Source organism: Nonomuraea sp. NPDC004186 (genome assembly GCF_053603495.1).
The window spans coordinates 21661-42255 of sequence record NZ_JBSGFQ010000082.1; the positions used below are offsets into that span (position 1 = coordinate 21661).

At 69.1% G+C, this 20595-nt stretch carries 25 protein-coding genes and 1 tRNA gene; 16 read left to right on the plus strand and 10 right to left on the minus strand.

Translation table 11 applies throughout. The annotated features are described in order from the left end of the window. Nucleotides 1–50: 50 nt before the first annotated feature. Entirely contained in the window at nt 51–704 is a 654-nt protein-coding gene (locus ACWEPL_RS45395; RefSeq protein WP_350724149.1) for a response regulator transcription factor, read from the minus strand. Next, a complete protein-coding gene (locus tag ACWEPL_RS45400) occupies nt 704–2134 on the minus strand; it encodes a sensor histidine kinase (protein WP_363978878.1) in 1431 nt (476 codons plus the stop codon). Before ACWEPL_RS45400 ends, ACWEPL_RS45395 begins: the two co-directional genes overlap by 1 nt. Before the next feature lie 109 nt (nt 2135–2243). Between ACWEPL_RS45400 and ACWEPL_RS45405 the strand changes: the two genes are divergently transcribed. After that, a complete protein-coding gene (locus ACWEPL_RS45405; RefSeq protein ID WP_363978881.1) occupies nt 2244–3149 on the plus strand; it encodes an ABC transporter ATP-binding protein in 906 nt (301 codons plus the stop codon). Continuing rightward, nucleotides 3146–3874 (plus strand): ABC transporter permease, encoded by a 729-nt coding sequence (locus ACWEPL_RS45410; RefSeq protein ID WP_452439877.1) that lies wholly within the window; start codon nt 3146–3148, stop codon nt 3872–3874. The genes ACWEPL_RS45405 and ACWEPL_RS45410 overlap by 4 nt, the downstream gene beginning before the upstream one ends. A 2-nt stretch (nt 3875–3876) precedes the next feature. Here ACWEPL_RS45410 and ACWEPL_RS45415 read toward each other — a convergent pair whose 3' ends face one another. Beyond that, a complete protein-coding gene (locus ACWEPL_RS45415) occupies nt 3877–4791 on the minus strand; it encodes an SMP-30/gluconolactonase/LRE family protein (protein ID WP_355192935.1) in 915 nt (304 codons plus the stop codon). Nucleotides 4792–4847: 56 nt separating this feature from the next. Between ACWEPL_RS45415 and ACWEPL_RS45420 the strand changes: the two genes are divergently transcribed. Beyond that, entirely contained in the window at nt 4848–5279 is a 432-nt protein-coding gene (locus tag ACWEPL_RS45420) for an Lrp/AsnC family transcriptional regulator (RefSeq protein ID WP_350724139.1), read from the plus strand. Between the two features lie 9 nt (nt 5280–5288). Beyond that, nucleotides 5289–5822, plus strand: a complete 534-nt coding sequence (gene soxR, locus ACWEPL_RS45425; protein ID WP_363978887.1) for a redox-sensitive transcriptional activator SoxR — start codon at nt 5289–5291, stop codon at nt 5820–5822. 166 nt (nt 5823–5988) lie between these two features. Here soxR and ACWEPL_RS45430 read toward each other — a convergent pair whose 3' ends face one another. From ACWEPL_RS45430 to upp, 7 genes are all read right to left on the minus strand, one after another. After that, nucleotides 5989–6441, minus strand: coding sequence for a universal stress protein (locus ACWEPL_RS45430; RefSeq protein WP_355192939.1), 453 nt, complete (start codon nt 6439–6441; stop codon nt 5989–5991). Nucleotides 6442–6540: 99 nt separating this feature from the next. After that, complete coding sequence (locus ACWEPL_RS45435; RefSeq protein ID WP_350724133.1) at nt 6541–7215, minus strand: FadR/GntR family transcriptional regulator; 675 nt, start codon at nt 7213–7215, stop codon at nt 6541–6543. 100 nt (nt 7216–7315) lie between these two features. Next, nucleotides 7316–8659 carry a helix-turn-helix domain-containing protein gene (locus tag ACWEPL_RS45440; RefSeq protein ID WP_452439879.1) on the minus strand — a complete coding sequence of 448 codons (1344 nt, stop codon included), beginning with the start codon at nt 8657–8659 and terminating at the stop codon, nt 7316–7318. A 96-nt stretch (nt 8660–8755) separates the two neighbouring features. Next, nucleotides 8756–9289 carry a PH domain-containing protein gene (locus ACWEPL_RS45445; RefSeq protein ID WP_192788987.1) on the minus strand — a complete coding sequence of 178 codons (534 nt, stop codon included), beginning with the start codon at nt 9287–9289 and terminating at the stop codon, nt 8756–8758. Then, nucleotides 9286–9468: a hypothetical protein gene (locus ACWEPL_RS45450; RefSeq protein ID WP_192794450.1), complete on the minus strand. Its 183-nt coding sequence runs from the start codon at nt 9466–9468 to the stop codon at nt 9286–9288. Before ACWEPL_RS45450 ends, ACWEPL_RS45445 begins: the two co-directional genes overlap by 4 nt. Nucleotides 9469–9539: 71 nt before the next feature. Then, the gene (locus ACWEPL_RS45455) at nt 9540–9764 is read right to left on the minus strand and encodes a hypothetical protein (RefSeq protein ID WP_192788986.1); all 225 of its coding nucleotides are present in this window, start codon (nt 9762–9764) and stop codon (nt 9540–9542) included. Between the two features lie 120 nt (nt 9765–9884). Further along, entirely contained in the window at nt 9885–10523 is a 639-nt protein-coding gene (gene upp, locus ACWEPL_RS45460; RefSeq protein ID WP_350724129.1) for a uracil phosphoribosyltransferase, read from the minus strand. 203 nt (nt 10524–10726) lie between these two features. Between upp and ACWEPL_RS45465 the strand changes: the two genes are divergently transcribed. From ACWEPL_RS45465 to ACWEPL_RS45520, 12 genes are all read left to right on the plus strand, one after another. Then, nucleotides 10727–11239 (plus strand): tRNA adenosine deaminase-associated protein, encoded by a 513-nt coding sequence (locus ACWEPL_RS45465; RefSeq protein WP_449897029.1) that lies wholly within the window; start codon nt 10727–10729, stop codon nt 11237–11239. A 17-nt stretch (nt 11240–11256) separates the two neighbouring features. Then, on the plus strand, nt 11257–11733 hold the full coding sequence (locus tag ACWEPL_RS45470; protein WP_350724125.1) for a tRNA adenosine deaminase-associated protein: 477 nt from the start codon (nt 11257–11259) through the stop codon (nt 11731–11733). 31 nt (nt 11734–11764) lie between these two features. Then, on the plus strand, nt 11765–12202 hold the full coding sequence (gene tadA, locus ACWEPL_RS45475; protein WP_350724347.1) for a tRNA adenosine(34) deaminase TadA: 438 nt from the start codon (nt 11765–11767) through the stop codon (nt 12200–12202). 10 nt (nt 12203–12212) lie between these two features. Continuing rightward, nucleotides 12213–12302 (plus strand) — tRNA-Ser (locus ACWEPL_RS45480). A gap of 548 nt (nt 12303–12850) precedes the next feature. Next, nucleotides 12851–13912, plus strand: a complete 1062-nt coding sequence (locus ACWEPL_RS45485) for a sugar ABC transporter substrate-binding protein (protein WP_363978899.1) — start codon at nt 12851–12853, stop codon at nt 13910–13912. Between the two features lie 52 nt (nt 13913–13964). Further along, on the plus strand, nt 13965–15527 hold the full coding sequence (locus ACWEPL_RS45490) for a sugar ABC transporter ATP-binding protein (RefSeq protein ID WP_363978902.1): 1563 nt from the start codon (nt 13965–13967) through the stop codon (nt 15525–15527). Next, nucleotides 15520–16563, plus strand: a complete 1044-nt coding sequence (locus ACWEPL_RS45495) for an ABC transporter permease (RefSeq protein WP_363978905.1) — start codon at nt 15520–15522, stop codon at nt 16561–16563. Before ACWEPL_RS45490 ends, ACWEPL_RS45495 begins: the two co-directional genes overlap by 8 nt. Nucleotides 16564–16653: 90 nt before the next feature. Continuing rightward, nucleotides 16654–17979: an L-fuconate dehydratase gene (locus ACWEPL_RS45500; protein ID WP_452439881.1), complete on the plus strand. Its 1326-nt coding sequence runs from the start codon at nt 16654–16656 to the stop codon at nt 17977–17979. Then, nucleotides 17972–18358 (plus strand): amidohydrolase family protein, encoded by a 387-nt coding sequence (locus tag ACWEPL_RS45505; RefSeq protein WP_452439882.1) that lies wholly within the window; start codon nt 17972–17974, stop codon nt 18356–18358. Before ACWEPL_RS45500 ends, ACWEPL_RS45505 begins: the two co-directional genes overlap by 8 nt. Continuing rightward, nucleotides 18349–18786 (plus strand): RbsD/FucU domain-containing protein, encoded by a 438-nt coding sequence (locus ACWEPL_RS45510; RefSeq protein WP_363978914.1) that lies wholly within the window; start codon nt 18349–18351, stop codon nt 18784–18786. The genes ACWEPL_RS45505 and ACWEPL_RS45510 overlap by 10 nt, the downstream gene beginning before the upstream one ends. After that, entirely contained in the window at nt 18783–19826 is a 1044-nt protein-coding gene (locus tag ACWEPL_RS45515; protein WP_452439883.1) for a zinc-dependent alcohol dehydrogenase, read from the plus strand. The genes ACWEPL_RS45510 and ACWEPL_RS45515 overlap by 4 nt, the downstream gene beginning before the upstream one ends. Then, nucleotides 19823–20584: an SDR family oxidoreductase gene (locus ACWEPL_RS45520; protein WP_452439884.1), complete on the plus strand. Its 762-nt coding sequence runs from the start codon at nt 19823–19825 to the stop codon at nt 20582–20584. The genes ACWEPL_RS45515 and ACWEPL_RS45520 overlap by 4 nt, the downstream gene beginning before the upstream one ends. Nucleotides 20585–20595: the final 11 nt, after the last annotated feature.

Here is a 20595-nt window from a genome sequence, read left to right on the forward strand (position 1 = left end):
ACCGACAAGTCGGGGCAGTCTCCGGATGGCCAACCCCAGGTGGAGGGTTCCTAGCGGCTGTTGAGATAGGCGAGTACGGCCAGCACGCGGCGGTTGTCGTCGTCCGACGGCGCGAGCCCCAGCTTGGCGAAAATGGAGGCCGTGTGCTTGGCCACGGCGCTCTCGCTCAGATAGAGCCGCTGGCAGATGGCCGTGTTGGAGCGCCCTTCCGCCATGGCCTCCAGCACTTCCCGCTCGCGCGGCGTGAGCGCGGCCAGCGGCTCGTGCCTGGCGTTGCTGGCCAGCAGCTTGGCGATGACCTCGGGGTCCATGGCCGTGCCGCCCTCGGCGACCCTGCGTACGGCGTCGATGAACTGCTCGGCGTTGAAGACCCGGTCCTTGAGCAGATAGCCGATCGCGCCCGAGCCGTCGGCCAGCAGCTCGCGCGCGTAGAGCTGCTCGACGTGCTGGGACAGCACGAGGACGGGCAGCCCGGGCACCTGCTTCCTGGCCGCGAGCGCCGCCTGCAGCCCTTCGTCCGTGAACGTGGGAGGCAGCCGCACGTCCACGATCGAGACGTCGGGCCGCAGCTCCAGCAGGCCCCGCAGCAGCTCGGGCCCGCTCTCCACGGCCGCCACGACCGAGAAGCCGTGGGCCTGGAGCAGGTGCACCAGCCCGTCTCTGAGCAGGTAGAGGTCCTCGGCGACGAGTACGCGGTTCTTCATCAGCACCAGGGTTTGATCGGCGTGGCACGCGCGACCCAGAGGTCGCGGTTGTGGTTGGAGGGTATCCAGATGGCCAGGATGTGCATGCACAGGCCCAGGGTGATCATGCCGAGGATGACAGGCCACTGCCAGGGCCCGGGCAGGTACAGGGCGAGGAACCAGCTCTTCTCCTCGAACCCGATCGTCTTCATGACGCCGGCCACGATGCCCTGAGGGAAGGTCGGGCACCAGGCCGTGGCCCAGAGGAACACGACGATGGCCGCCTTCCAGCGCGGCAGCCGGGGCAGGCTGCCCGCCCAGTGCTCGGGCAGCACCCGGGGCAGCTCCATCGCCACGGTGGTGGGGCCGCCCGGCGGGCTGTTCAGGGCGAGCAGCCCGTCGAATGCGGCCAGCCGCCGCTCGATCCCGGACAGGCCGCTGCCCTTGGCCGGGTCGGCGCCGCCCAGGCCGTCGTCGGTGACCGTGACCCGCAGGTTGGGGCCGTCGGTGCTGAGGTCCACCGTCACCGCCTGAGCGTCGCCGTGCCGGGCGGCGTTGGAGAGCAGCTCGCTGACCGCGAAGTACACCGCCGCCTCCACCGGCGCCTCCGGCCGGTGCGGCAGGTCCACGTCCACCGTGACCTGCAACGGGCTGTCCATGGCCAGCGCGCGTACGGCGTCGGCCAGCCCGCGCTCGGCCAGCACCGGAGGGTGGATGCCGCGGATGACCCGGCGCAGCTCGGTCAGCGTCTCGGAAGAGGTGTCCCGGGCCTTCGACAGCAGCGCCTTGGCCGCTGCGGGATCGTCGTCGACGAGCTGTTCGACCGCGCCCAGCGTCATGCCGATCGCCACCAGCCGGGCCTGCGTGCCGTCGTGCAGGTCCCGCTCGATCCGGCGCATCTCGGCCGCCTGCGAGTCGGCGGCCAGGTTACGCGTCCGCTTGAGGTGGCTCACCTGGCTCGCCAGGCGGCTGGCGACGGTCGCGCGGAGCATCAGGTCGCTCCAGAGGGCGTAGATCCGCAGGCCACGCTCGGGGAGCGTGACGAACACCGGCAGCAGCGCCGCCTTCACCACCGGTTCGAGCACCAGCCAGATCATGTCGCGCCAGGTCGCCGGGTCGGAGGTCAGCCACTTCCACCGGTTGTTCCACGCGGGGATCCGGGGCGTCTTGTAGAGGGTCCGGTCGGAGCGGTAGAGGCCGTCCGACTGCGGCTCCGGCGGCGGGGGCTTGGGCAGGTACGGGGACTCGATGTGGACGTCGGTCCAGCTCCGCATCAGCCGCCGGTTGAGCTCGGCCAGCCTCCTGACCAGCCGGACCTGCGGCGAATACAGGAACACCATGCCCACCCCGAACGACAGCAGCAGCATGGTGAGGCTGAGCACGATCGCCGGCACCTCGACGAGGAGGAGCGCGAGCAGCGCCGCGGCCTGACCGAACCTTCGGAGCAGCATGCCCCCAGTCTGGTCCAACGGGGGCGACCGGACCATTGCACCTAGGTACACCCTTGCCCGACATCCAACCGGATTCCCCGGCGAAGGCCGTGTTCCTAGCGTCGTCTGCATGAAGGTCATCGAAGTCAGGAACCTGCGCAAGCAGTACCCGAACCACTTGGCGGTCGACGACGTGTCGTTCGAGGTGGCGGAGGGTGAGATCTTCGGCATCCTCGGCCCGAACGGCGCGGGTAAGACCACCACAGTCGAGTGCGTGGCCGGCCTGCGCGTGCCCGACGGCGGCACCGTACGGGTGGCCGGGCTGGACCCGCAGCTCAACAGGGGCGAGCTGCGACACGTGCTGGGCATGCAGCTGCAGAGCGCGGCGCTGCCCGAGAAGATCAAGGTGTGGGAGGCCATGGACCTGTACGCCTCCTTCTACCCCGACCCCGCCGACTGGTCCGAGCTGCTCGAACGGGTCGGCCTCGGCGGCAAGCGCGACACGGCGTTCAAGAAGCTCTCCGGCGGGCAGCGCCAGCGGCTCTCGGTCGCGCTGGCGCTGGTCGGCAGGCCGCGCGTGGCCGTGCTGGACGAGCTGACCACCGGGCTCGACCCGCAGGCCCGTAGAGACACCTGGGAGCTGGTCGAGCAGGTACGCGACTCCGGCGTGACGATCGTGCTCGTCACCCACTTCATGGAGGAGGCCGAGCGGCTCTGCGACCGGCTCGCGCTCATCGACGCGGGCAAGGTGGCGGCCACGGACACGCCTGCCGGGCTCATCGCGCAGGTGGGCGGGGAGCAGCGGCTGAGGTTCCGGCCGTCGGCTCCTGTCGACGACGCGTTGCTCCTGGCCCTGCCGGAGGTACGCGAGGTCACGAGGAGCGGCGAGCAGGTCGTGGTGAGCGGCACGGGCAACCTCGCGCCGGCCGTCACGCTCGCCCTGGCCCAGTACGGGGTCGTTCCAGGAGACCTGCGGATCGAGCAGACCACGCTCGACGACGCGTTCCTCGCACTCACCGGAAGGAAGCTGTCATGAAGCTGCTCCTCGTGGAGACCAAGCTGCACCTGCGCGAATGGCCGTTCCTGCTCTTCACGATCGGGCTGCCGGTCGCGCTCCTGCTCGTGCTGGGCCTCAGCATCCCGGACATGACCAAGCCCGGGGCCTCGGGGGAGCGGGCCGTGGACACGCAGATGCCGAGCCTGATGACGCTGCTCTCGCTGCTGACCCTGGCCTGCAGCGTGGTGCCCGCGGTGATGACCGGCTACCGCGAGCAAGGGGTGCTCAGGCGGATGTCCACCACGCCCGTGCACCCGGCACGGCTGCTGGGGGTGCAGCTCCTGATCAACCTGGTGGTCGGAGCGGTCACCACGGCCCTGCTGATCGTGACGGGCTCGCTCGTGTTCGGGTCGGCGGCGCCGCGGCAGTGGGTGGGATTCATCCTGGTCTTCCTGCTCGGCAGCGCCGCGTTGCAGGCCATCGGGCTGGTGATCGCCGCGCTGGCGCCCAACGCGAAGGTCGCGCCGGGGATCGGGTCCGCGGTGATGTTCCCGCTGATGTTCCTGGGGGGCATGTGGGTGCCGCGCGACCTCATGCCGGACGCGCTGCGGACGGTCAGCGACTACTCCGTCGCGGGGCCGTTCGCCCAGGCGCTCAAGGACACCTGGGCGGGCCACGCGCCGCAGACCGCGCACCTCGTGGTGGTGGGCGCCGGGCTGCTGCTCTTCAGCGGGCTGGCCGTGCGGCTGTTCAGGTGGGAGTGAGGCTAGCGCCCGGCCCAGACCGGGCGCGCGCCGGTGACGTTGGTCATCAGGGAGTAGAGCGAGGACGAGGCCGTGATGAACATCCGGTTGCGCTTGAGCCCGCCGAACACCAGGTTGGCCGTGGGCTCCGGGAGCTTCAGCCGGCCGATCAGCGTGCCGTCCGGGTCGTAGCAGAGCAGCGCCCTGCCTGCCGCGGCCCAGACGCGGCCCGTGTCGTCGAGTCGCAGGCCGTCGAAGATGTCCTGCTCCGTCCCCTCGGCGAAGACCTTGCCGCCCGCGAGCGTGCCGTCCTCGCGCACCTCGAACACGCGCAGGTGCTTCATCCGCGTGTCGGCGACGTAGAGCCGGCTCTCGTCGAGCGAGAATGCCAGGCCGTTGGGGCGGGCGAAGTCGTCGGCCACGACGCGGACCTCGCCCGTCACCGGGTCGGCGCGGTAGACGTGACAGCCGTCGATCTCCTGCGCGGCGGCGTAGCCCTCGTAGTTGCTGAGGATCCCGTACGGCGGGTCGGTGAACCAGATCGACCCGTCGGAGCGGACCACGACGTCGTTGGGGCTGTTGAGGCGCTTGCCCTCCCAGCGGTCGGCGATGACCGTGATCGAGCCGTCGTGCTCGGTGCGGGTGACGCGGCGGTTGCCGTGTTCGCAGGAGATCAGACGGCCCTCGCGGTCGAGGGTGTTGCCGTTGGTGTAGCCGGACGGCTGGCGGAACAGGCCGACCGCGCCCGTCATCTCGTCCCAGCGCAGCATCCGCTCGTTGGGGATGTCGCTCCAGACCAGGAACCGGCCGGCCGGGAAGTAAACAGGGCCCTCCGCCCAGCGGGTGCCGGTGTGGAGGCGTTCGACATAGTCGTCTCCGCCTACCGCGGCGAACCGCTCGTCGAGCACCTCGAACTCAGTGGGGATCGTGTCCGTCATGCCGTCCACAATATGCTGTTCGACATCTCAGGCATATCACTGGATAGCATTCGGCTGTGGATGATATCGACAGAATGCTGATCGGCCTGCTGCAGGAGGACGCGACGCGGTCGTACGCCGTGCTGGGCAAGGCGGTGGGGTTGTCCAGCGGGGCCGCGCACGAGCGGGTGCGCAAGTTGCGCGAGCGCGGGGTGATCAGGCGGACGACGATCGAGGTGGACCAGGCGGCGCTCGGGCGTGCGGTGACGGCGTACGTGCTGGTGGACGGGAGCACCTGGATGGGCGACAGCGCCGACCGGCTGGCGGCGATCCCGGAGATCGAGGAGGCGCACGTCATCGCGGGTCCCGCGTCGGTGCTGCTCAAGGTCCGTACGGCCGGGACGGTGGAGCTGCAGGACGTGCTGCGCCGGGTGTTCGGGGTGGACGGGGTCACCGGGACGCAGACCATCGTGGTCCTCGAGACCCTGTTCGAGCGAACCCTCAAGTAATCTCCAGGTATGACGAAGGTCGCCTGGAACACCAAGGAGCTCACCGTCGGCGAGCTCGCCGAACGCAGCGGGGTCGCCGTGTCCGCCCTGCACTTCTACGAGACCAAGGGCCTGATCAAGAGCCGCCGTACGGCGGGCAACCAGCGCCGGTACACCCGCGACAGCCTGCGCAGGGTCGCGTTCATCAGGCTGGCCCAGCGCATCGGCATCCCCCTGAAGACCATCAAGGACGCCCTCGCCGAGCTGCCGGACGAGCGCACGCCCAACCGAGACGACTGGGCCCGGCTGTCGGCCGCCTGGCGCGGGGAGCTGGACGACCGGATCGAGCAGCTTCAGCGGCTGCGGGACGATCTCACGGACTGCATCGGGTGCGGCTGCCTGTCGCTCGACCGGTGCCCGGTGGCCAACCCCCACGACCGGCTCGGCGACGAGGGCCCGGGCGCGCGCCGCATCGACACCCGCCTCTGCCCCCCACCCCAGTCCTGCGCCCCCTCACCCGGCTGCGCCCCCTTCACGGAAACGCCCCTCCCCACGGCCTCCTGACGCCCCACCCCAAGGCTGCCCCTCGCCGTCGTCACGGTCGGCCCGGCCCTCACCCGAGGGACCTCTCGCGGTCGGGCTCGGCCGCTGGAGGGACCCCAAGGCCGTCCTCCTCACGCAAAAGGACCCCAGCCGAAGCGCGGCGCTTCGGCTGAGGTCCTGAGCCCTTTCAGCGGGCGGGCTTGGCCGGCGGGACGATGAGCGTCGGCCGGTGCGCATGATGGAGCACGTGGTTGGACACGCTCCCCAGCAGCACCGACCGCACCCCCGCCAACCCTCGCGACCCCGTGACGATCACCGAGGCATCCACCTCATCCGCCACATCGACGATCGTCTTCCAGATCGACTCGTTGTCAGCCACCGCCCGATAGGTGACGTCCGAGAGCCCGGCGGCGATGGCCAGCTCGGCCCCCTCCCGGGCATGCTGTTCCGCCTGCGCGTGCGACTCGTCCTCGGTGCTCTGGTCGAGGGCGCCCGCGGCCAGCGGATACTTCTTGAGCTGCACGAGCAGCGGCTCCCACACCGTGACGACGACGGTGGGCTCGGCGGCGAGATGCTTGGCCGCGAACTCGATCGCGGTCCGTGAGTCGGCCGAGCCGTCGTAGGCGACAAGGATGGTCATGGCGTTCTTCCTTTCGCTTCACTCTTCCGCTAAAGCACTGAAGCGATCAGGCGCCATTCCAGAGCCGGCTGTCTCCTTCGTCACACCCCGGGGGAGGGGTCAGGACTCGGTGAGGGCGATGAGGATGTGTTCCATGCAGGCGTGACCCGCCCGCTCGGCCGCCGCCGCGTCTCCCGCCGCGATGGCGCGGGCGATGGCGTCGTGCGGGATGTAGCTCTTGTCGAGCGAGGTCCCCGCGGCCGTGATGCTGGCGCGCAGAGCCGCCGAGAAGTCCTCGTACAGGTCGATCAGCACCAGGTTGTGCGTCGCGTGCGCCACGGCCATGTGGAAGGCCAGGTCGGCCTCGACGAAGTAGTCGGGGTCGTCCAGCTCCCAGGCCCGGTCCCGCTCGGCCAGGGCCGCCTCGATGCGCTTGATGTCGTCGTCCGTGCGCCGGGTTGCGGCCAGGCGCGCGGACTCGACCTCCAGCGCACGACGTACCTCGAGGATCTCGAGCTGCTCGGCTTGCTTGAGCCGCCGCAGCATCGCGCCGGACAGCTCGCTGGTCGCGCGGACGTAAGTGCCGTCCCCCTGACGGCACTCGAGCAGCCCGGCGTGCGTGAGCGCGCGTACGGCCTCCCGAACGGTGTTGCGACCCACCCCGAGCTGCTCGGCGAGCACGGTCTCGGTCGGAATCTTGCCGTTCATCGGCCACGACCCTGAGGTGATCTGCTCCTTGAGCTGATCGATCACCTGGTCGACGAGCGAAGCCCGCTGCGCCGTACGCAGACTCACAGTCCGCCTCCTCCGGGGAAACCAATCATCCTATGAGTCAATGACTGGTAGACCCTAATTATTCCAGACTCAAAACGCCAAATCTGGAGCTCCCGGAGGATCAGCGCGAAACTGTGGCGTCGACGGTCACCCCCGCCATGGCCGAACGGACTCCAGCGGCTTCGAGGGCCTTACGATATGCGGCGGTCTGTTGTGTTCTGGACCCGGCCCTGCCGTAGAGGTCGCCCAGCTCACGCCAGCAACGCGCGGCCTGCCGATCGGAGCCGAACACCGGCCGGTCGAGCGTGTCGAGCGCCCGGTGGGCGTCGCGCAGGTGCGCGGAGGCGTCGCCTCCCTCGTCGAACGCGACGGTGGCCAGCACGAGGTGGGCCTCGGCGGGCGTGGTGCCGGCGCGGTCGTGCGACAGGCTCAGAGCCGTGTTCGCCAGCTCGCTCGCCCGCGCCGAGGCGCCGGTCCGCAGCACGACCCGCGCGTGCACGATGAGGCTCTCGCCGTGCTCGCGCGCCGTGCCGGGGAACGTGGCGAACGCCTCGGCGGCGGCCGAGATGAGGCGCTCGGCCTCGTCGGCCGGCGCCGTGGTCAGCCTGGACCAGTGCATGGCGGTCCTGGCCAGCTGCAGCGACAGCCGGGCCTGGCGGCCGGCCATGATGGCGTCGTCGGCGAGGCGCACGGCCAGCGCCGAGTCCTCGCCGGCAGCGGCGGCGGCGCTCGCGTGCCACAGCGCCTGGATCTCTCCGGAACGGTCCACAACTTGAGGAACGCCGGTCAGAGCCAGCACCCGCTGGACGTATCCCAGCTCGCGGGACTCGCTCTCGCGCTCGCTGCGCGCCTCGACCAGAGCGGCTGCCAGGTCGACGGCGATCTCGCCCTGCGTGATGGACAGCCGCTCGGCCTGCTGGAGGGCGGCGGTGGCCAGGTCGCGGGCCCGCAGGCGGTCGCCCGCCCGCTGGTAGCAGCGGCTCAGCGCGATCGTGAGCGGGAGGTCGGCCAGCCGCTCGGGGTGAGCCGCGGCCTCCCTGCGCAGGCGCTCGAACGCCTCCACCGCCTGGCCGAGGCGACCCTGGGCCTCGAGCGCGCGCGCCCTGCCGAACCGGGCGTGCGCGGTCAGCATGGCGTTTTCCTCGTCGGCCGCCTTCACGATCTCCGTGAAGCGGTCGGCGGCGACGGACGGGTCGCCATGCTGCAGCTCGAGCTCGGCGTGACGCAGGCCGAGCTCCGTGTCGATGCGCTGCCGAGGTTCGATCCCGTGAAGGAGGAACTCGGTCGTGCACCCCAGCCGCTCGGCCAGCAGCCGGGCCACGACAGGAGTCGGCGTGCGCTTGCCCGACTCAATGAGCGAGACATAACTGTCAGACAGGTCGGGTCCGGCCAGTTGGGCCTGGGACATCCGCCTGTTCAGCCGCAGTCCGCGGACGCGGTCACCGATGGTTCCCTGACTCGGCATCTCATCTCTCAAGGCGGGGAAGGGTCAACAACACGCAATGATTGCATGAAGTAGCCGAATCGGGTATCCCCGAGTGAAGAATTCCCCGCGAGGAGATTAATCGTCGCTCTCGTCCTTGCTGGGAAAAAGCATCCCGCAGACCTCGAGGTACAGCGTCTCGGGGTACGGAATGTACTCCACGGTCGAGAGTGCCTGGTCCTGACCTGCTGACTCGAGGATGAACTCACCGTAACCGAGCATGCGCCCAAGCAGACTTCTTTGGAAGCTCATGTCGGTGACCTTGCCCAAAGGCATCATCGCGACCTTACGGGTGATCAAGCCCGTTGTCAGCAGCATGCGCTTCGAAGTCACCACAAAGTAATCGACCGACCACTCCGCGACTTTCCACACGAAACGCACCAGAAGCAGGAGCCACAACCACCACACGACGACGAGCGCCGTGCCACCCTGATCGCTGCCTCCGAAGAACTTGCTGAGCAAGCCCGCGACGATCAGGCCGGCGAGCACCTCGGCAACCGGGCGTAGCAAGATCGCAGGGTGCCGCCGGACCATGATGAACTGTTGTTCTTGGGGGAGAAGGTATCGGTTGACCGACGACGGGGCGGAGTCCCCGTGGGTCACAAGTCTCATGACAGGCTGTTCACAAATTGAGCCAGCGAGTCGGCCGCGTTGAACACCGTGTCGAACGCTCCTCTCACCGCGTCCGCGGCGTCAGATGGTCGCGCGAACAGGTAGTACGCGACAAATGCGATACCACCGTATGTGAGGACTTTTTTGACCTGCACCGTCGCCTCCGTGCCCTTACCCACTCCACCCGCCCTATACATTACCCACCCGGATGCCCGGGTAAAGATGCCTTCGCGGGATAGTTTTGATCTTGTCAGCCGCGTTCGCTGGCCACCAGGGCCAGGACGTGAAGGTGCTTGCGTGCGATGCGCTCTACAAGGCTTGGATGGGCGTAACCGGTGACCTCCAGCGCGCCGTAGTGCGCAGCTTCAACGCAGCGCGTTACGGTGGTCGCGGAGTGGATGCCGGCGAACTCGTCGCACAGCACAGTTTCCACCTCCGCGTACGGAGCCGGCTCCGCCTCGCTGTGATCGCTCATCGTGCTCCCCCACGCGCATGCGGAAGTTGCCTTCCTGCCTCTTCGTACCCACGAAACAACAGTATGTAACGAAGAGATGACTGCGTGTGACGGGAAAGGTGCTTTTCGGCTGTCGTGGCGTCAGACCACGCCGTAGAGGCGGTCGCCCGCGTCGCCGAGGCCGGGCACGATGTAGCCGTTCTCGTTGAGCCGCTCGTCGAGCGCGGCGGTCACCACGCGGATGGGCTTGCCCGAGTTGGCGAACACCTTGTCCATGTACGCCAGGCCCTCGGGGGCGGCCAGCAGGCAGATGGCCGTGACGTCGACCGCGCCCCTGTCGAACAGGAACTGCACGGCCGCCGCCAGCGTGCCGCCGGTGGCCAGCATCGGGTCGACGACGTAGCACTGGCGCCCGGACAGGTCGTCGGGCAGCCGCGTGGCGTACGTCTCGGCCTGGAGGGTGGACTCGTTCCTGATCATGCCGAGGAACCCGACCTCCGCCGTGGGCAGCAGCCGGGTCATGCCGTCGAGCATGCCGAGCCCGGCGCGCAGGATGGGCACCACCAGGGGGTACGGCTTGGCCAGTCGCACGCCGTGGGCGGGGGCCACGGGCGTCTCGACCGTGACGTCGTTGATCCGCACGTCGCGGGTGGCCTCGTACGCGAGCAGCGTCACCAGCTCATCCGCGAGCCTGCGGAAGGTCGGCGAGTCGGTGCGGACATCGCGCAGCGTGGTGAGCTTGTGGGCCACGAGCGGATGGTCGACGACGAGGGTTTCCATAAACGGCAAGGCTATCCGCTGGGGAACGTGCATGGGGACCCCCGCCACCTGCGGTGGTCCCCTGACCGCGCCCACCCCCGGCGGCCCCTCAGGCCATGGGTTTTGATCACAATTTAGTCCGAGAGGCACACGCCTCGTGCGCGGGTCTGAAACGATTGGGTGCTGGTAATACCTGTCGTGTCAGAAGTCGGGTGGGGATGGCGATGGCAGACGAAGATGACGCTCTGGACTTCGCCATCGTGGTCTATCGCGAGGACGGGTGCTGGGATGCCGAGCTCCTGCCGGTCGTGCTCACGTCCGACCTGCAGGGGTTGATCCATGCCCTGCGCCAGCAGCCGAGCGAGAGCGGGACGATCGGCCTGGTCGCCGTGGGTGACGAGTTCTTCGTGGCGCTGCGGGTCCTGGGCGAGCGGGTGGACGTCTTCCTGTCCGACATCGCGGCCTCCTGGGACTTCCCGCTGGCCCGCCAGGTTCTCGAGTACCTCGACGTGCCGGTGCCGGACGAGGAGGAGCTCGACGAGATCCTCCAGGACGAGGAGACCGTGCTCCCCGCCGGAGATCTGTCGATCTTCGCCGATCTCGGGTTGGACGAGATGGAGCTGGGCATCCTCTCCGGCGACATCGACTTGCTGCCCGAAGATGTGCTGTCCAGCATCGCCGCGCGGCTCGGCTTCTCCGAGCCGTTCGAGCGTGCCATCGAATCGGTCTTCGGCTGACCCCCTGGAGCTCGGACATGGCGTCCAACACCTTCTCTGCGGCTTTCGTCAGGACCTCGGACGGCTGGAGCGGCGCCGAGGTCGATCTGAGCGCGGCCGAGATCGTCGACGACCTCGGTGACGCGGTCACGGAGACGCTGAGCCTCTCCGGCGACGAGCTGGCCCTGCTCTGCGTCGAGGTCGAGGACGAGTGGTTCGCGATCGCCCGCTACCGGGGCGAGGAGGAGCCGCGCGTGTTCCTGTCGGACGCGCACGCGATCCTGTCCGACCCGCTCGGCGAGCTGTTCGCCGAGTTCGCCGGCGTGGCGCCCGACAAGGAGGCCAACGGCCTCGGCGTGCGCCCGGCCGGTGACTACGAGCTGCTGAGCGACCTCGGGGTCAGCTCCGAGGAGCTGCTGGAGCTGAGCATGGAGGAGGGCATGCTGCCGGCCGACATCCTGTCGGTGATCGCCGAGCGGCTGGCCTTCGCCGACGAGCTCGACCGGCTGCGGTGACCCGGCTCTCGCTGTGACGTACGAGGAGGCCATGCGCCTGGCGCTGGCGGAGGCGGACGCAGCGGGGTCCAGGGGAGAGATCCCCGTGGGCGCGGTGGTGCTCGACGCGCTCGGCGAGGTCCTGTCCGCGGCGGGCAACGACCGCGAGTCCTCCGCCGACCCGACGGCCCACGCCGAGGTTCTCGCGCTCCGGCAGGCGGCCGTGCGGCGCGGGCAGTGGCGGCTGGCCGGCTGCACGCTCGTGGTGACCCTGGAGCCCTGCACGATGTGCGCGGGCGCCGCTGTACTGGCGCGAGTCGATCGGATCGTGTACGGCGCGGTGGACGAGAAGGGCGGGGCCGTGGGCTCGCTCTGGGACGTCGTACGCGACCGCCGGCTCAACCATCGGCCCGAGGTCGTCATGGGAGTGTTGGCGGACGAGTGCTCGTCGGTACTAAAGCGGTTCTTCGCTACTCGCCGGATCCGGTAAGCTCGTGCGCGGTGGTGTCGCCTAGTGGCCGAGGGCGCACGCCTCGAAAGCGTGTGATGGGGCAACTCATCCGTGGGTTCAAATCCCACCACCACCGCCACGAGAAGGGCCTCCGACCTACGGGTCGGGGGCCCTTCGTCTGTCAAGATCACGCGGACGGATTCCCGGTGGCGGTGGTCGGTCACCTTCCGACCCGAAGGAACGCCGGAGAATGGCATCGATCGAACCGCGCAAGGGCCTGAAGGGGCGCGCCAGCTACCGCGTCGCCTGGTAAATCGACGGCAAGCGGCCGGCTACCCCAAGCCCGCTCCGGCGGCCCGTCGGCCGCCGCCGACGTGCCCACCGTGGGCGAGGACGAAGACCCCATCCTGCCCACCGGTGCCCGATGGGGCAGCATCCAGCGGTCGGCATGGCCGGATCACATCATGCACGCGTTGAACTGAATTGATGGGATGGATCCATCCTCTCGCTCGTTGCCGGTGATGTCCAGATGAGAGATCTACCGAGAGCATCGCAGCAAAGTGCCCCTTGGGGTAGACAGTGCCCCAGATTCGGCCTTAAATACATCCCATCTCTTCATGTTGGTGACACACGGATGCCGCCGATATGAAACATCCCCCGCTTCGGGATCAGTGCGAGGAAGTGCCGATGAGACTCACAACTGTCCTGTGCTCCACCGCCTCCGCCGTGTCCGCGCTGGTCTTGCTCAGCGCCTGCAGCAGCTCCGGCACCACGGCCACGTCGAGCTCCACGCCACTGGTCGGCGTGGACTACCCGCGCTCCGACACCGACTTCTGGAACTCGTACATCAAGTACACGCCCGAGTACGCCAAGGAGCTTGGCCTCGAGCTCAAGACCACCAACTCGCAGAATGACGTCGCCAAGCTGACCGCCAACGCGCAGACGTTCATCAGCCAGGGTGTGAAGGGCCTGGCGATGGCTCCGCAGGACACCGCCGCCATCGCCCCGACCCTCGCGCAGCTGGAGGCGAAGAAGATCTCGGTCGTCACCGTCGACACCCGCCCCGACAGCGGCAAGGTCTACATGGTCGTCCGCGCCGACAATCGTGCCTACGGCGAGAAGGCGTGCCAGTACCTGGGCACCAAGCTGGCCGGCAAGGGCAAGGTCGTCATGCTTCAAGGCGACCTTGCCTCCATCAACGGCCGTGACCGCACCGAGGCGTTCAACGACTGCATGAAGAAGAACTACCCGGGCATCACGGTGCTGGGAGAGGCCACCAACTGGGACGGCGCCGTCGCCGCGCAGAAGCTCCAGACAGACCTGACCGCCCACCCGGACATCAAGGGCGTCTACATGCAGTCCAGCTTCGCCCTGTCCGGCACGCTCCAGGTGCTCAACCAAAAGGGCCTGTTGGTCGGCCCCGAGGACCAGAAGCACGTGTTCGTCGTCTCGAACGACGGCATCCCCGAAGAGCTCAAGTCCATCGCCGAGGGCAAGATCGACGCCACCGTCTCCCAGCCGGCCGACCTCTACGCCAAGTACGCCCTGTACTACCTGAAGGCCGCAATGGACGGGAAGACGTTCAAGCCGGGCAAGACCGACCACGACAGCACCATCGTCCAGGTCCGTGACGGCCTGCTGGAGGACCAGCTCGCAGCCCCGCTCGTCACCGCCGACGGCGGCACCTACGGCGGTGTCCCCAGCCTCAAGAGCACCGACACGTCCCTGTGGGGCAACAACCTCGGCTGAGTCTCAGAGCTCGTCAGGAAACAGAACGGCTCACGAACACAAGGCGGTTGAGATGAGCGACGGGGAGCGAGCAGTCACCCCCGCGTCCGCCCCGGCGCACGACGGGAGAGCCCCGGCCGGCCCTCCCGTCGTCGAGGCGACGGGCATTGTCAAACGATTCGGTCCGACGGTGGCCCTGAACGGCGCCCGGATCACCATCATGCCCAACGAGACCCACGCGCTGGTCGGCCGCAACGGCGCCGGCAAGTCGACCCTGGTGTCCGTCCTCACCGGACTTCAGGCCCCGGACGAGGGAACGGTCACCTTCGGCGGCAGCCTGGCGCCCCGGCTCGCGGACCGCGACGCCTGGCGGCAGCGGGTGGCCTGTGTTTACCAGAAGTCGACGATCATCCCCACGCTGACCGTCGCCGAGAACCTCTTCCTGAACCGGCACGAGCACGGCCGGAGCGGGCTGATCAGCTGGCAGGGCGTGCGCAGGCGGGCGCGGGAACTGCTGTCGACCTGGTCGGTGGACGTGGATCCGCAAGCCCCGGCCGGCGATCTCAGCGTGGAACAGCGGCAGTTCGTCGAGATCGCCCGTGCGCTGTCCTTCGGAGCCCGGTTCATCATCCTCGACGAACCGACCGCGCAACTCGACGGCGCGGCGATCAACCGGCTCTTCGAGAGAATACGTGATCTGCAGCGCCAGGGCGTGACCTTCCTGTTCATCAGCCACCACCTCCAGGAGATCTACGAGATCTGCGACATGGTGACGGTGTTCCGAGACGCCCAGCACATCCTGACCGCGCCGGTCGCCGAACTTCCCCGCACCGAGCTCATCGCCGCCATGACCGGCGAGGCGGCGGCCGACAGGCGCGAGGAACGGGCGAGCGCCCTCGACGTCGGCGCGACGTCGGCGCTGAGCGTCCGGGGCCTCACCGGCCAGGCCTACGAGGACGTCACCTTCAAGGTGGGCGCGGGCGAGATCGTCGGCCTGGCCGGGGCCGCCGGCAGCGGTCGCATCGAGGTCGCCGAGACAGTCGTGGGGCTGCTGGCCGCCGACGGCGGCGAGGTCGAGATCGCAGGGCGGCGGCCACAGCCGGGCAGCGTGCCCGCCGCGCTCGCCGCCGGCGCCGGGTTCGTCCCGCAGGACCGGCACCACCAGGGTTTCGTACCCGACATGTCGATCGCGGACAACGCCACGCTGTCCGTGCCCAAACGGCTCAGCCGGGGAGGGTTCCTGAGCCGCGACCGCCGGGACCAGCTTGCCGAGGGCATGATCGAGAAACTGGCGATCAAGACCTCAGGCCCCGACCTGTCGGTCTCCGCGCTGTCCGGGGGTAACCAGCAGAAGGTCGTCATGGCCCGCGCCCTCGCCGACGACCCCCGGCTGCTGGTGCTGATCAACCCGACCGCAGGCGTGGACGTGCGCTCCAAGGAGTTCCTCCTCGGCAAGGTCGAGGAGACCGCGGAAGGCGGCACCGGAGTGCTCATCGCCTCCGACGAACTCGACGACCTGCGCATGTGCGACCGGGTCCTGGTGATGTTCCAGGGCCGAGTGACCTCAGAGATCGCCCGCGGCTGGCACGACCACGACCTAGTGGCCGCGATGGAAGGAGTGGACCTCAATGCCTGAAACCGCCCTCGCGGACACGCCCGCCCCCAAGCCCACGAAGCCCGAGGCCGGGCGGAAGGGGCTGTTCGGCGGCCGGATACCCGTGGCCCGGCTGCGTGACCTCGCTCTGGTTCCCGCGATCGTCGCGATCGCGATCGTCGGCCAGATTGTCAACCCGGTCTTCCTCCAGGGCGACAACCTGATCAATGTCCTGCAGACCATGTCCGAGATCGCCCTGCTGGTCCTCGCCCAGACGATGATCCTGATCGTCAAGAAGATGGACCTGTCTCTGGAGTCCACCATGGGCCTCGCGCCCGGCGTCGCCGCCCTGCTGGTAGTGCCGACCGGCGTCGGACCCGGCCTCGGGCTCCTCCCCGGCGCCTGGTCGATTCCCATCACGCTGGCCGTGGGTGCGCTCATCGGCGTGGTCAACGCCCTGCTGATCATCCGCTTCGGTCTCAACGGCTTCATCGTCACCCTCGGCATGCTGATCGTCCTGCGTGGTGTCCTCACCGGCATCTCGGGCGGCCAGACCTTCTTCCAACTGCCGGAGTCGATGCTCTACCTGGGCAGCGCCCAGTGGTTCGGGATACCCGCCTCTATCTGGATCTGCCTGGTGCTGTTCGCCGTCGCGATCGTCGTCCTGGGCTGGACCAGCTTCGGCCGCTCGCTGTACGCCATCGGCGGCAACGTCGACGCGGCGAAGGCGGCCGGTATCCGCACTGACCGGGTGCTGTGGATCGTCATCGTCACCGGCAGCCTGCTGGCCGCACTCGCCGGGCTGATGCTTTCCGGGCGTCTCGCCTCCGTCGCCTCCGCGCAGGGCAACGGTTACATCTTCACCGTGTTCGCCGCCGCCGTCATCGGCGGGATCAGCCTCAACGGCGGCAAGGGCACCATGTTCGGCGCCTTCAGCGGCATCCTGCTGCTCTTCATGATCCAGAATGTGCTCACCCTCGCGGGTGTCCCCGCCCAGTGGATCGGCGCCCTCAACGGCCTGATCATCCTGGTCGCGCTGACCATCTCCCGCATCACGGGCGGCAAGGTCCAGGAGTGAACCGGGCGGCCCCACGCCGCCGTACGCCGCCCCATCTTTGTTCCGTCGCAGGAGGTCGTGTCGCCGCCTGCCGCCACAGGAGTTGCTGCCATGTCCTCCGCTGTGCCCGTATCCGCCCGCATCACCGCGCTCGACGTCATGGACGTCCGGTTCCCGACGTCCGAGCATCTGGACGGATCGGACGCGATGAACCCCGAACCCGACTACTCGGCCGCCTACGTCATCTTGCGCACAGACGCCGGTGACGGACTGGAGGGCCACGCCCTGGCCTTCACCACGGGCCGTGGCAACGATGTCCAGGCCGCCGCCATCGCGGCCCTGGCCCCGCATGTGGTCGGATTGTCCGTCGACGAGGTCTGCGCCGACCTCGGCAAGTTCTCCCGCTCTCTCGTCCACGACCCCCAACTGCGCTGGCTGGGCCCGGAGAAGGGCGCCATCCACATGGCCACCGGCGCCGTCGTCAACGCCGCCTGGGACCTCGCGGCCAAGCGGGCCGGCAAGCCCGTCTGGCGGTTCCTCGGCGAGATGTCGCCAGAGGAGCTGGTCGCCCAGATCGACTTCCGGTGGCTGAGCGATGCCCTCACTCCAGAGGAGGCGCTTCAGATCCTGCGCCGCGCCGAACCGGGCCGCCAGCAGCGCATCGCCCACCTGCTGGAGCGCGGCTACCCCGCCTACACCACCACCCCTGGCTGGCTCGGCTACTCCGACGAGAAGCTGGCCCGCCTCGCCCGCGAGGCCGTCGCCGACGGCTTCACCCAGATCAAGCTGAAGGTCGGCGCGGACCTCGAGGACGATCTACGGCGTATGCGCACTGCTCGTCAGACGGTGGGCGAGGGCATTCGCATCGCGGTCGATGCCAACCAGAGATGGGACGTGCAGCCCGCCATCGACTGGATGCGGGCCCTGGCCCCCTATCAGCCGTACTGGATCGAGGAGCCCACCTCCCCGGACGACATCCTCGGGCATGCCGCCGTTCGCAAGGCGGTCAGCCCCATCAAGGTCGCCACCGGCGAGCACATCGCCAACCGGGTTGTCTTCAAGCAACTCCTCCAGGCGGGCGCGGTGGACATCGTGCAAATCGACTCGGCACGGGTCGGCGGCGTCAACGAGAACATCGCGATCCTGCTGCTCGCTGCCAAGTTCGGGGTGCCGGTCTGCCCACACGCGGGCGGTGTGGGCCTGTGTGAGATGGTGCAACACCTGTCGATGTTCGACTACGTCGCCGTCTCCGGCACGGTCGAGGACCGGGTCATCGAGTACGTCGACCATCTGCACGAGCACTTCGTCGACCCGGTCCGCGTCGCGGACGGCCACTACCTCGCCCCGGCCCTGCCCGGACTCAGCGCGCAGATGCACCCGGAGTCCCTCAAGGAGTACGCCTACCCCGACGGCCCGGTCTGGACCGCCCGTGCCTGACGCCCACCATCACGTGTGGAACCTCGACCACCGCCCCCAGCCCTGGCTGGACGAGGCCGGCCACGAGCCGATCCGCCGCACCTTCGGCCTCGATGACCTGCGATCGACCGCGACCCGGCTCCTCGCCGGCCGACAGCTGACGAGCACGGTGGTCGTCCAGTGCGTCACGTCCGTGGTCGAGACCCCCGAGCGGCTGATGTTCGGCTCCGACCGGCCGTTATGCGTCCTGGCGGGGGGCCGGAACCGCTGGGCCGCCACCGTCGAGGTACTCCTGAGCGGCTGCTCCGCCATCGAGACCGACGCCGTGCTCGCTGACACTGCGACCACCTTCTACGGCCTGGCATCCGCCGCCGACGGGAGGACCGTCCCATGCTCCTGACCGAACTGCTGCACCCTGGAATCCTCGAAGCCCTGGCCGGAGCCGGCCACGGCGCCCGCGTCCTGCTCGCCGACGGCCACTACCCCGCCAGCACCGCCACCGGCGAGCGTGCCAGGACGGTCCACCTCAACCTGACCCCCGGCCTGCTGGACGTCACCGTCGTGCTCGACGTCCTGCTGCGGGCCCTGCCCGTCGAGTCGGCCCAGGTGATGGTGCCCCCCGAGGGCGCACCGGAGCCGCCGGCCATCACCGAGTACCGCTCGAAGCTGGCGCCCGTCCCGGTCGAGAAACTCGGCCGCTTCGAGTTCTACGACGCCGCCCGCTCACCCGACCTGGCGCTGGCGATCGTCACCGCCGACATCCGTACCTACGCGAACCTGCTGCTGACCATCGGCGTTCGCACTGAAAGGAACGTGAGAACACGATGACACTCGCCGTCCGTTACACGGCTGCCCGAACCCTGGACACGGCGCCCGTCGAACCCGCCTCCCCCGGACCGGGTGAGGTCGAGCTGGCCCCCGCCTACGTCGGCATCTGCGGCACCGATCTACACATCTTCCACGGTGACATGGACGCCCGGGTCAGCACACCCGCGGTCCTGGGGCACGAGATGTCCGGCCGTGTCCTCCGTGTCGGGCCGGACGTCGAAGGCTGGCGGCCCGGCGACGCGGTCACCGTGATGCCGCTGCGCTGGGACGACAGCTGCCCCGCCTGCCGCGCAGGCAACCGGCACATCTGCCAGCACCTGGATTTCATCGGTATCGACTCCCCGGGCGCGATGCAGCAGCGCTGGATCGTGCCCGCCGCCACCCTCGTACGGCTGCCCGACTCGCTCCCCCTGGACCGCGCCGCGCTCGTCGAACCCACTGCGGTGGCGGTACACGACGTCGGCCGGGCCCGAGTGCGGGACGGTGAGCGGGTGGTCGTCGTGGGCGGCGGACCCATCGGCATCCTGATCGCGCTGGTCGCGCGCGCCGCCGGTGCCGAAGTCCGCGTGGTGGAGCTGAGCGGCCACCGGCGGATCCTGGCGCAGAAGTTGGGGCTGACCGCCTGGAACCCGGCTGCCGAGGACGTGCCCGGACTGGTCCGGCAGTGGACCGGCGACGCAGGCGCGGATGTCGCATTCGAGGTCTCCGGCGCGGCAGGCGGTGTGGACACCGCGGTCCAAGTGCTGGGCGTACGCGGCCGGCTGTGCCTCGTGGCCATCCACCCCCGGCCTCGAGAGGTCGACCTGCATCGGTTCTTCTGGCGCGAACTGACCCTCATCGGCGCCAGGCTGTACGACCGTTCAGACTTCGAGAAGGCGGTCACGCTGGTCGCCGACGCCACCATCCCCGCCGAGCAGTTGATCAGCAAGGTGGTGCCACTCACCCAGGCGCCCGCCGCGTTCCAAGCGCTCGAGGCGGGTGGCGACGTCATGAAGATCCTCGTGGACTGCACCGACGACGCACAGGGAGCAGCCGTATGACTGCCTTCGACCTCACGGGAAGACTTGCCGTTGTCACCGGCGCCCGGCGCGGCATCGGCCGGGCCATGGCCCGGGCGCTGGCCGAGGCCGGCGCCGACGTCATCGGCGTCAGCGCCAACCTGGAGGAGTCCGGCAGCGCCGTCGAGAAGGACGTCCTTGCCGCAGGCCGTACCTTCGAGGCGATCCGCACCGACTTCGCCGACGCCGAGGCAGTCCGGGCCCTGGCCACGGACCTCGCTGGACGTGAGCGACCGGTGGACATCCTGGTCAACAATGCGGGCACCATCCGCCGCGCCCCGACGTCCGAACACGCCGACGCCGACTGGGAGCTGGTCCTCCAGGTCAACCTCAGCGCCCAGTTCACGCTGACCAGGGCGGTGGGCGCGGCGATGGTGTCCCGAGGCTACGGGAAGATCCTTTTCACGGCGTCGCTGCTCAGCTTCCAGGGCGGCATCAATGTGCCCGGCTACACCGCCGCCAAGCACGGTGTCGCCGGCCTGACCAAGGCGCTGGCCAACGAGTGGGCCCCGCACGGCGTCAACGTCAACGCCATCGCGCCCGGCTACATCGCAACCGACAACACTCAGGCTCTCCAGGACGATCCGGCGCGCAGCCGGGCGATCCTGGACCGCATCCCGGCCGGGCGGTGGGGCACCGCCGACGATCTCGCGGGCGCCACCGTGTTCCTGGCCTCCGACGCCGCCGCCTACGTGCACGGCACCGTGCTCCCCGTCGACGGCGGATGGCTGGGCCGATGACCGTCGGCGCC

What these genes read in the sequence shown, in the direction of transcription:
- upp (WP_350724129.1), bottom strand. Translation starts at nt 10,523, where the DNA reads ATGGAAACCCTCGTCGTCGACCATCCGCTCGTGGCCCACAAGCTCACC.
- ACWEPL_RS45405 (WP_363978881.1), top strand. Translation starts at nt 2,244, where the DNA reads ATGAAGGTCATCGAAGTCAGGAACCTGCGCAAGCAGTACCCGAACCAC.
- ACWEPL_RS45485 (WP_363978899.1), top strand. Translation starts at nt 12,851, where the DNA reads ATGAGACTCACAACTGTCCTGTGCTCCACCGCCTCCGCCGTGTCCGCG.
- ACWEPL_RS45515 (WP_452439883.1), top strand. Translation starts at nt 18,783, where the DNA reads ATGACACTCGCCGTCCGTTACACGGCTGCCCGAACCCTGGACACGGCG.
- ACWEPL_RS45465 (WP_449897029.1), top strand. Translation starts at nt 10,727, where the DNA reads ATGGCAGACGAAGATGACGCTCTGGACTTCGCCATCGTGGTCTATCGC.
- ACWEPL_RS45500 (WP_452439881.1), top strand. Translation starts at nt 16,654, where the DNA reads ATGTCCTCCGCTGTGCCCGTATCCGCCCGCATCACCGCGCTCGACGTC.
- ACWEPL_RS45440 (WP_452439879.1), bottom strand. Translation starts at nt 8,659, where the DNA reads ATGCCGAGTCAGGGAACCATCGGTGACCGCGTCCGCGGACTGCGGCTG.
- ACWEPL_RS45410 (WP_452439877.1), top strand. Translation starts at nt 3,146, where the DNA reads ATGAAGCTGCTCCTCGTGGAGACCAAGCTGCACCTGCGCGAATGGCCG.
- ACWEPL_RS45520 (WP_452439884.1), top strand. Translation starts at nt 19,823, where the DNA reads ATGACTGCCTTCGACCTCACGGGAAGACTTGCCGTTGTCACCGGCGCC.
- tadA (WP_350724347.1), top strand. Translation starts at nt 11,765, where the DNA reads ATGCGCCTGGCGCTGGCGGAGGCGGACGCAGCGGGGTCCAGGGGAGAG.
- ACWEPL_RS45470 (WP_350724125.1), top strand. Translation starts at nt 11,257, where the DNA reads ATGGCGTCCAACACCTTCTCTGCGGCTTTCGTCAGGACCTCGGACGGC.
- ACWEPL_RS45510 (WP_363978914.1), top strand. Translation starts at nt 18,349, where the DNA reads ATGCTCCTGACCGAACTGCTGCACCCTGGAATCCTCGAAGCCCTGGCC.
- ACWEPL_RS45400 (WP_363978878.1), bottom strand. Translation starts at nt 2,134, where the DNA reads ATGCTGCTCCGAAGGTTCGGTCAGGCCGCGGCGCTGCTCGCGCTCCTC.
- ACWEPL_RS45445 (WP_192788987.1), bottom strand. Translation starts at nt 9,289, where the DNA reads ATGAGACTTGTGACCCACGGGGACTCCGCCCCGTCGTCGGTCAACCGA.
- ACWEPL_RS45490 (WP_363978902.1), top strand. Translation starts at nt 13,965, where the DNA reads ATGAGCGACGGGGAGCGAGCAGTCACCCCCGCGTCCGCCCCGGCGCAC.
- soxR (WP_363978887.1), top strand. Translation starts at nt 5,289, where the DNA reads ATGACGAAGGTCGCCTGGAACACCAAGGAGCTCACCGTCGGCGAGCTC.
- ACWEPL_RS45455 (WP_192788986.1), bottom strand. Translation starts at nt 9,764, where the DNA reads ATGAGCGATCACAGCGAGGCGGAGCCGGCTCCGTACGCGGAGGTGGAA.
- ACWEPL_RS45395 (WP_350724149.1), bottom strand. Translation starts at nt 704, where the DNA reads ATGAAGAACCGCGTACTCGTCGCCGAGGACCTCTACCTGCTCAGAGAC.
- ACWEPL_RS45430 (WP_355192939.1), bottom strand. Translation starts at nt 6,441, where the DNA reads ATGACCATCCTTGTCGCCTACGACGGCTCGGCCGACTCACGGACCGCG.
- ACWEPL_RS45495 (WP_363978905.1), top strand. Translation starts at nt 15,520, where the DNA reads ATGCCTGAAACCGCCCTCGCGGACACGCCCGCCCCCAAGCCCACGAAG.
- ACWEPL_RS45415 (WP_355192935.1), bottom strand. Translation starts at nt 4,791, where the DNA reads ATGACGGACACGATCCCCACTGAGTTCGAGGTGCTCGACGAGCGGTTC.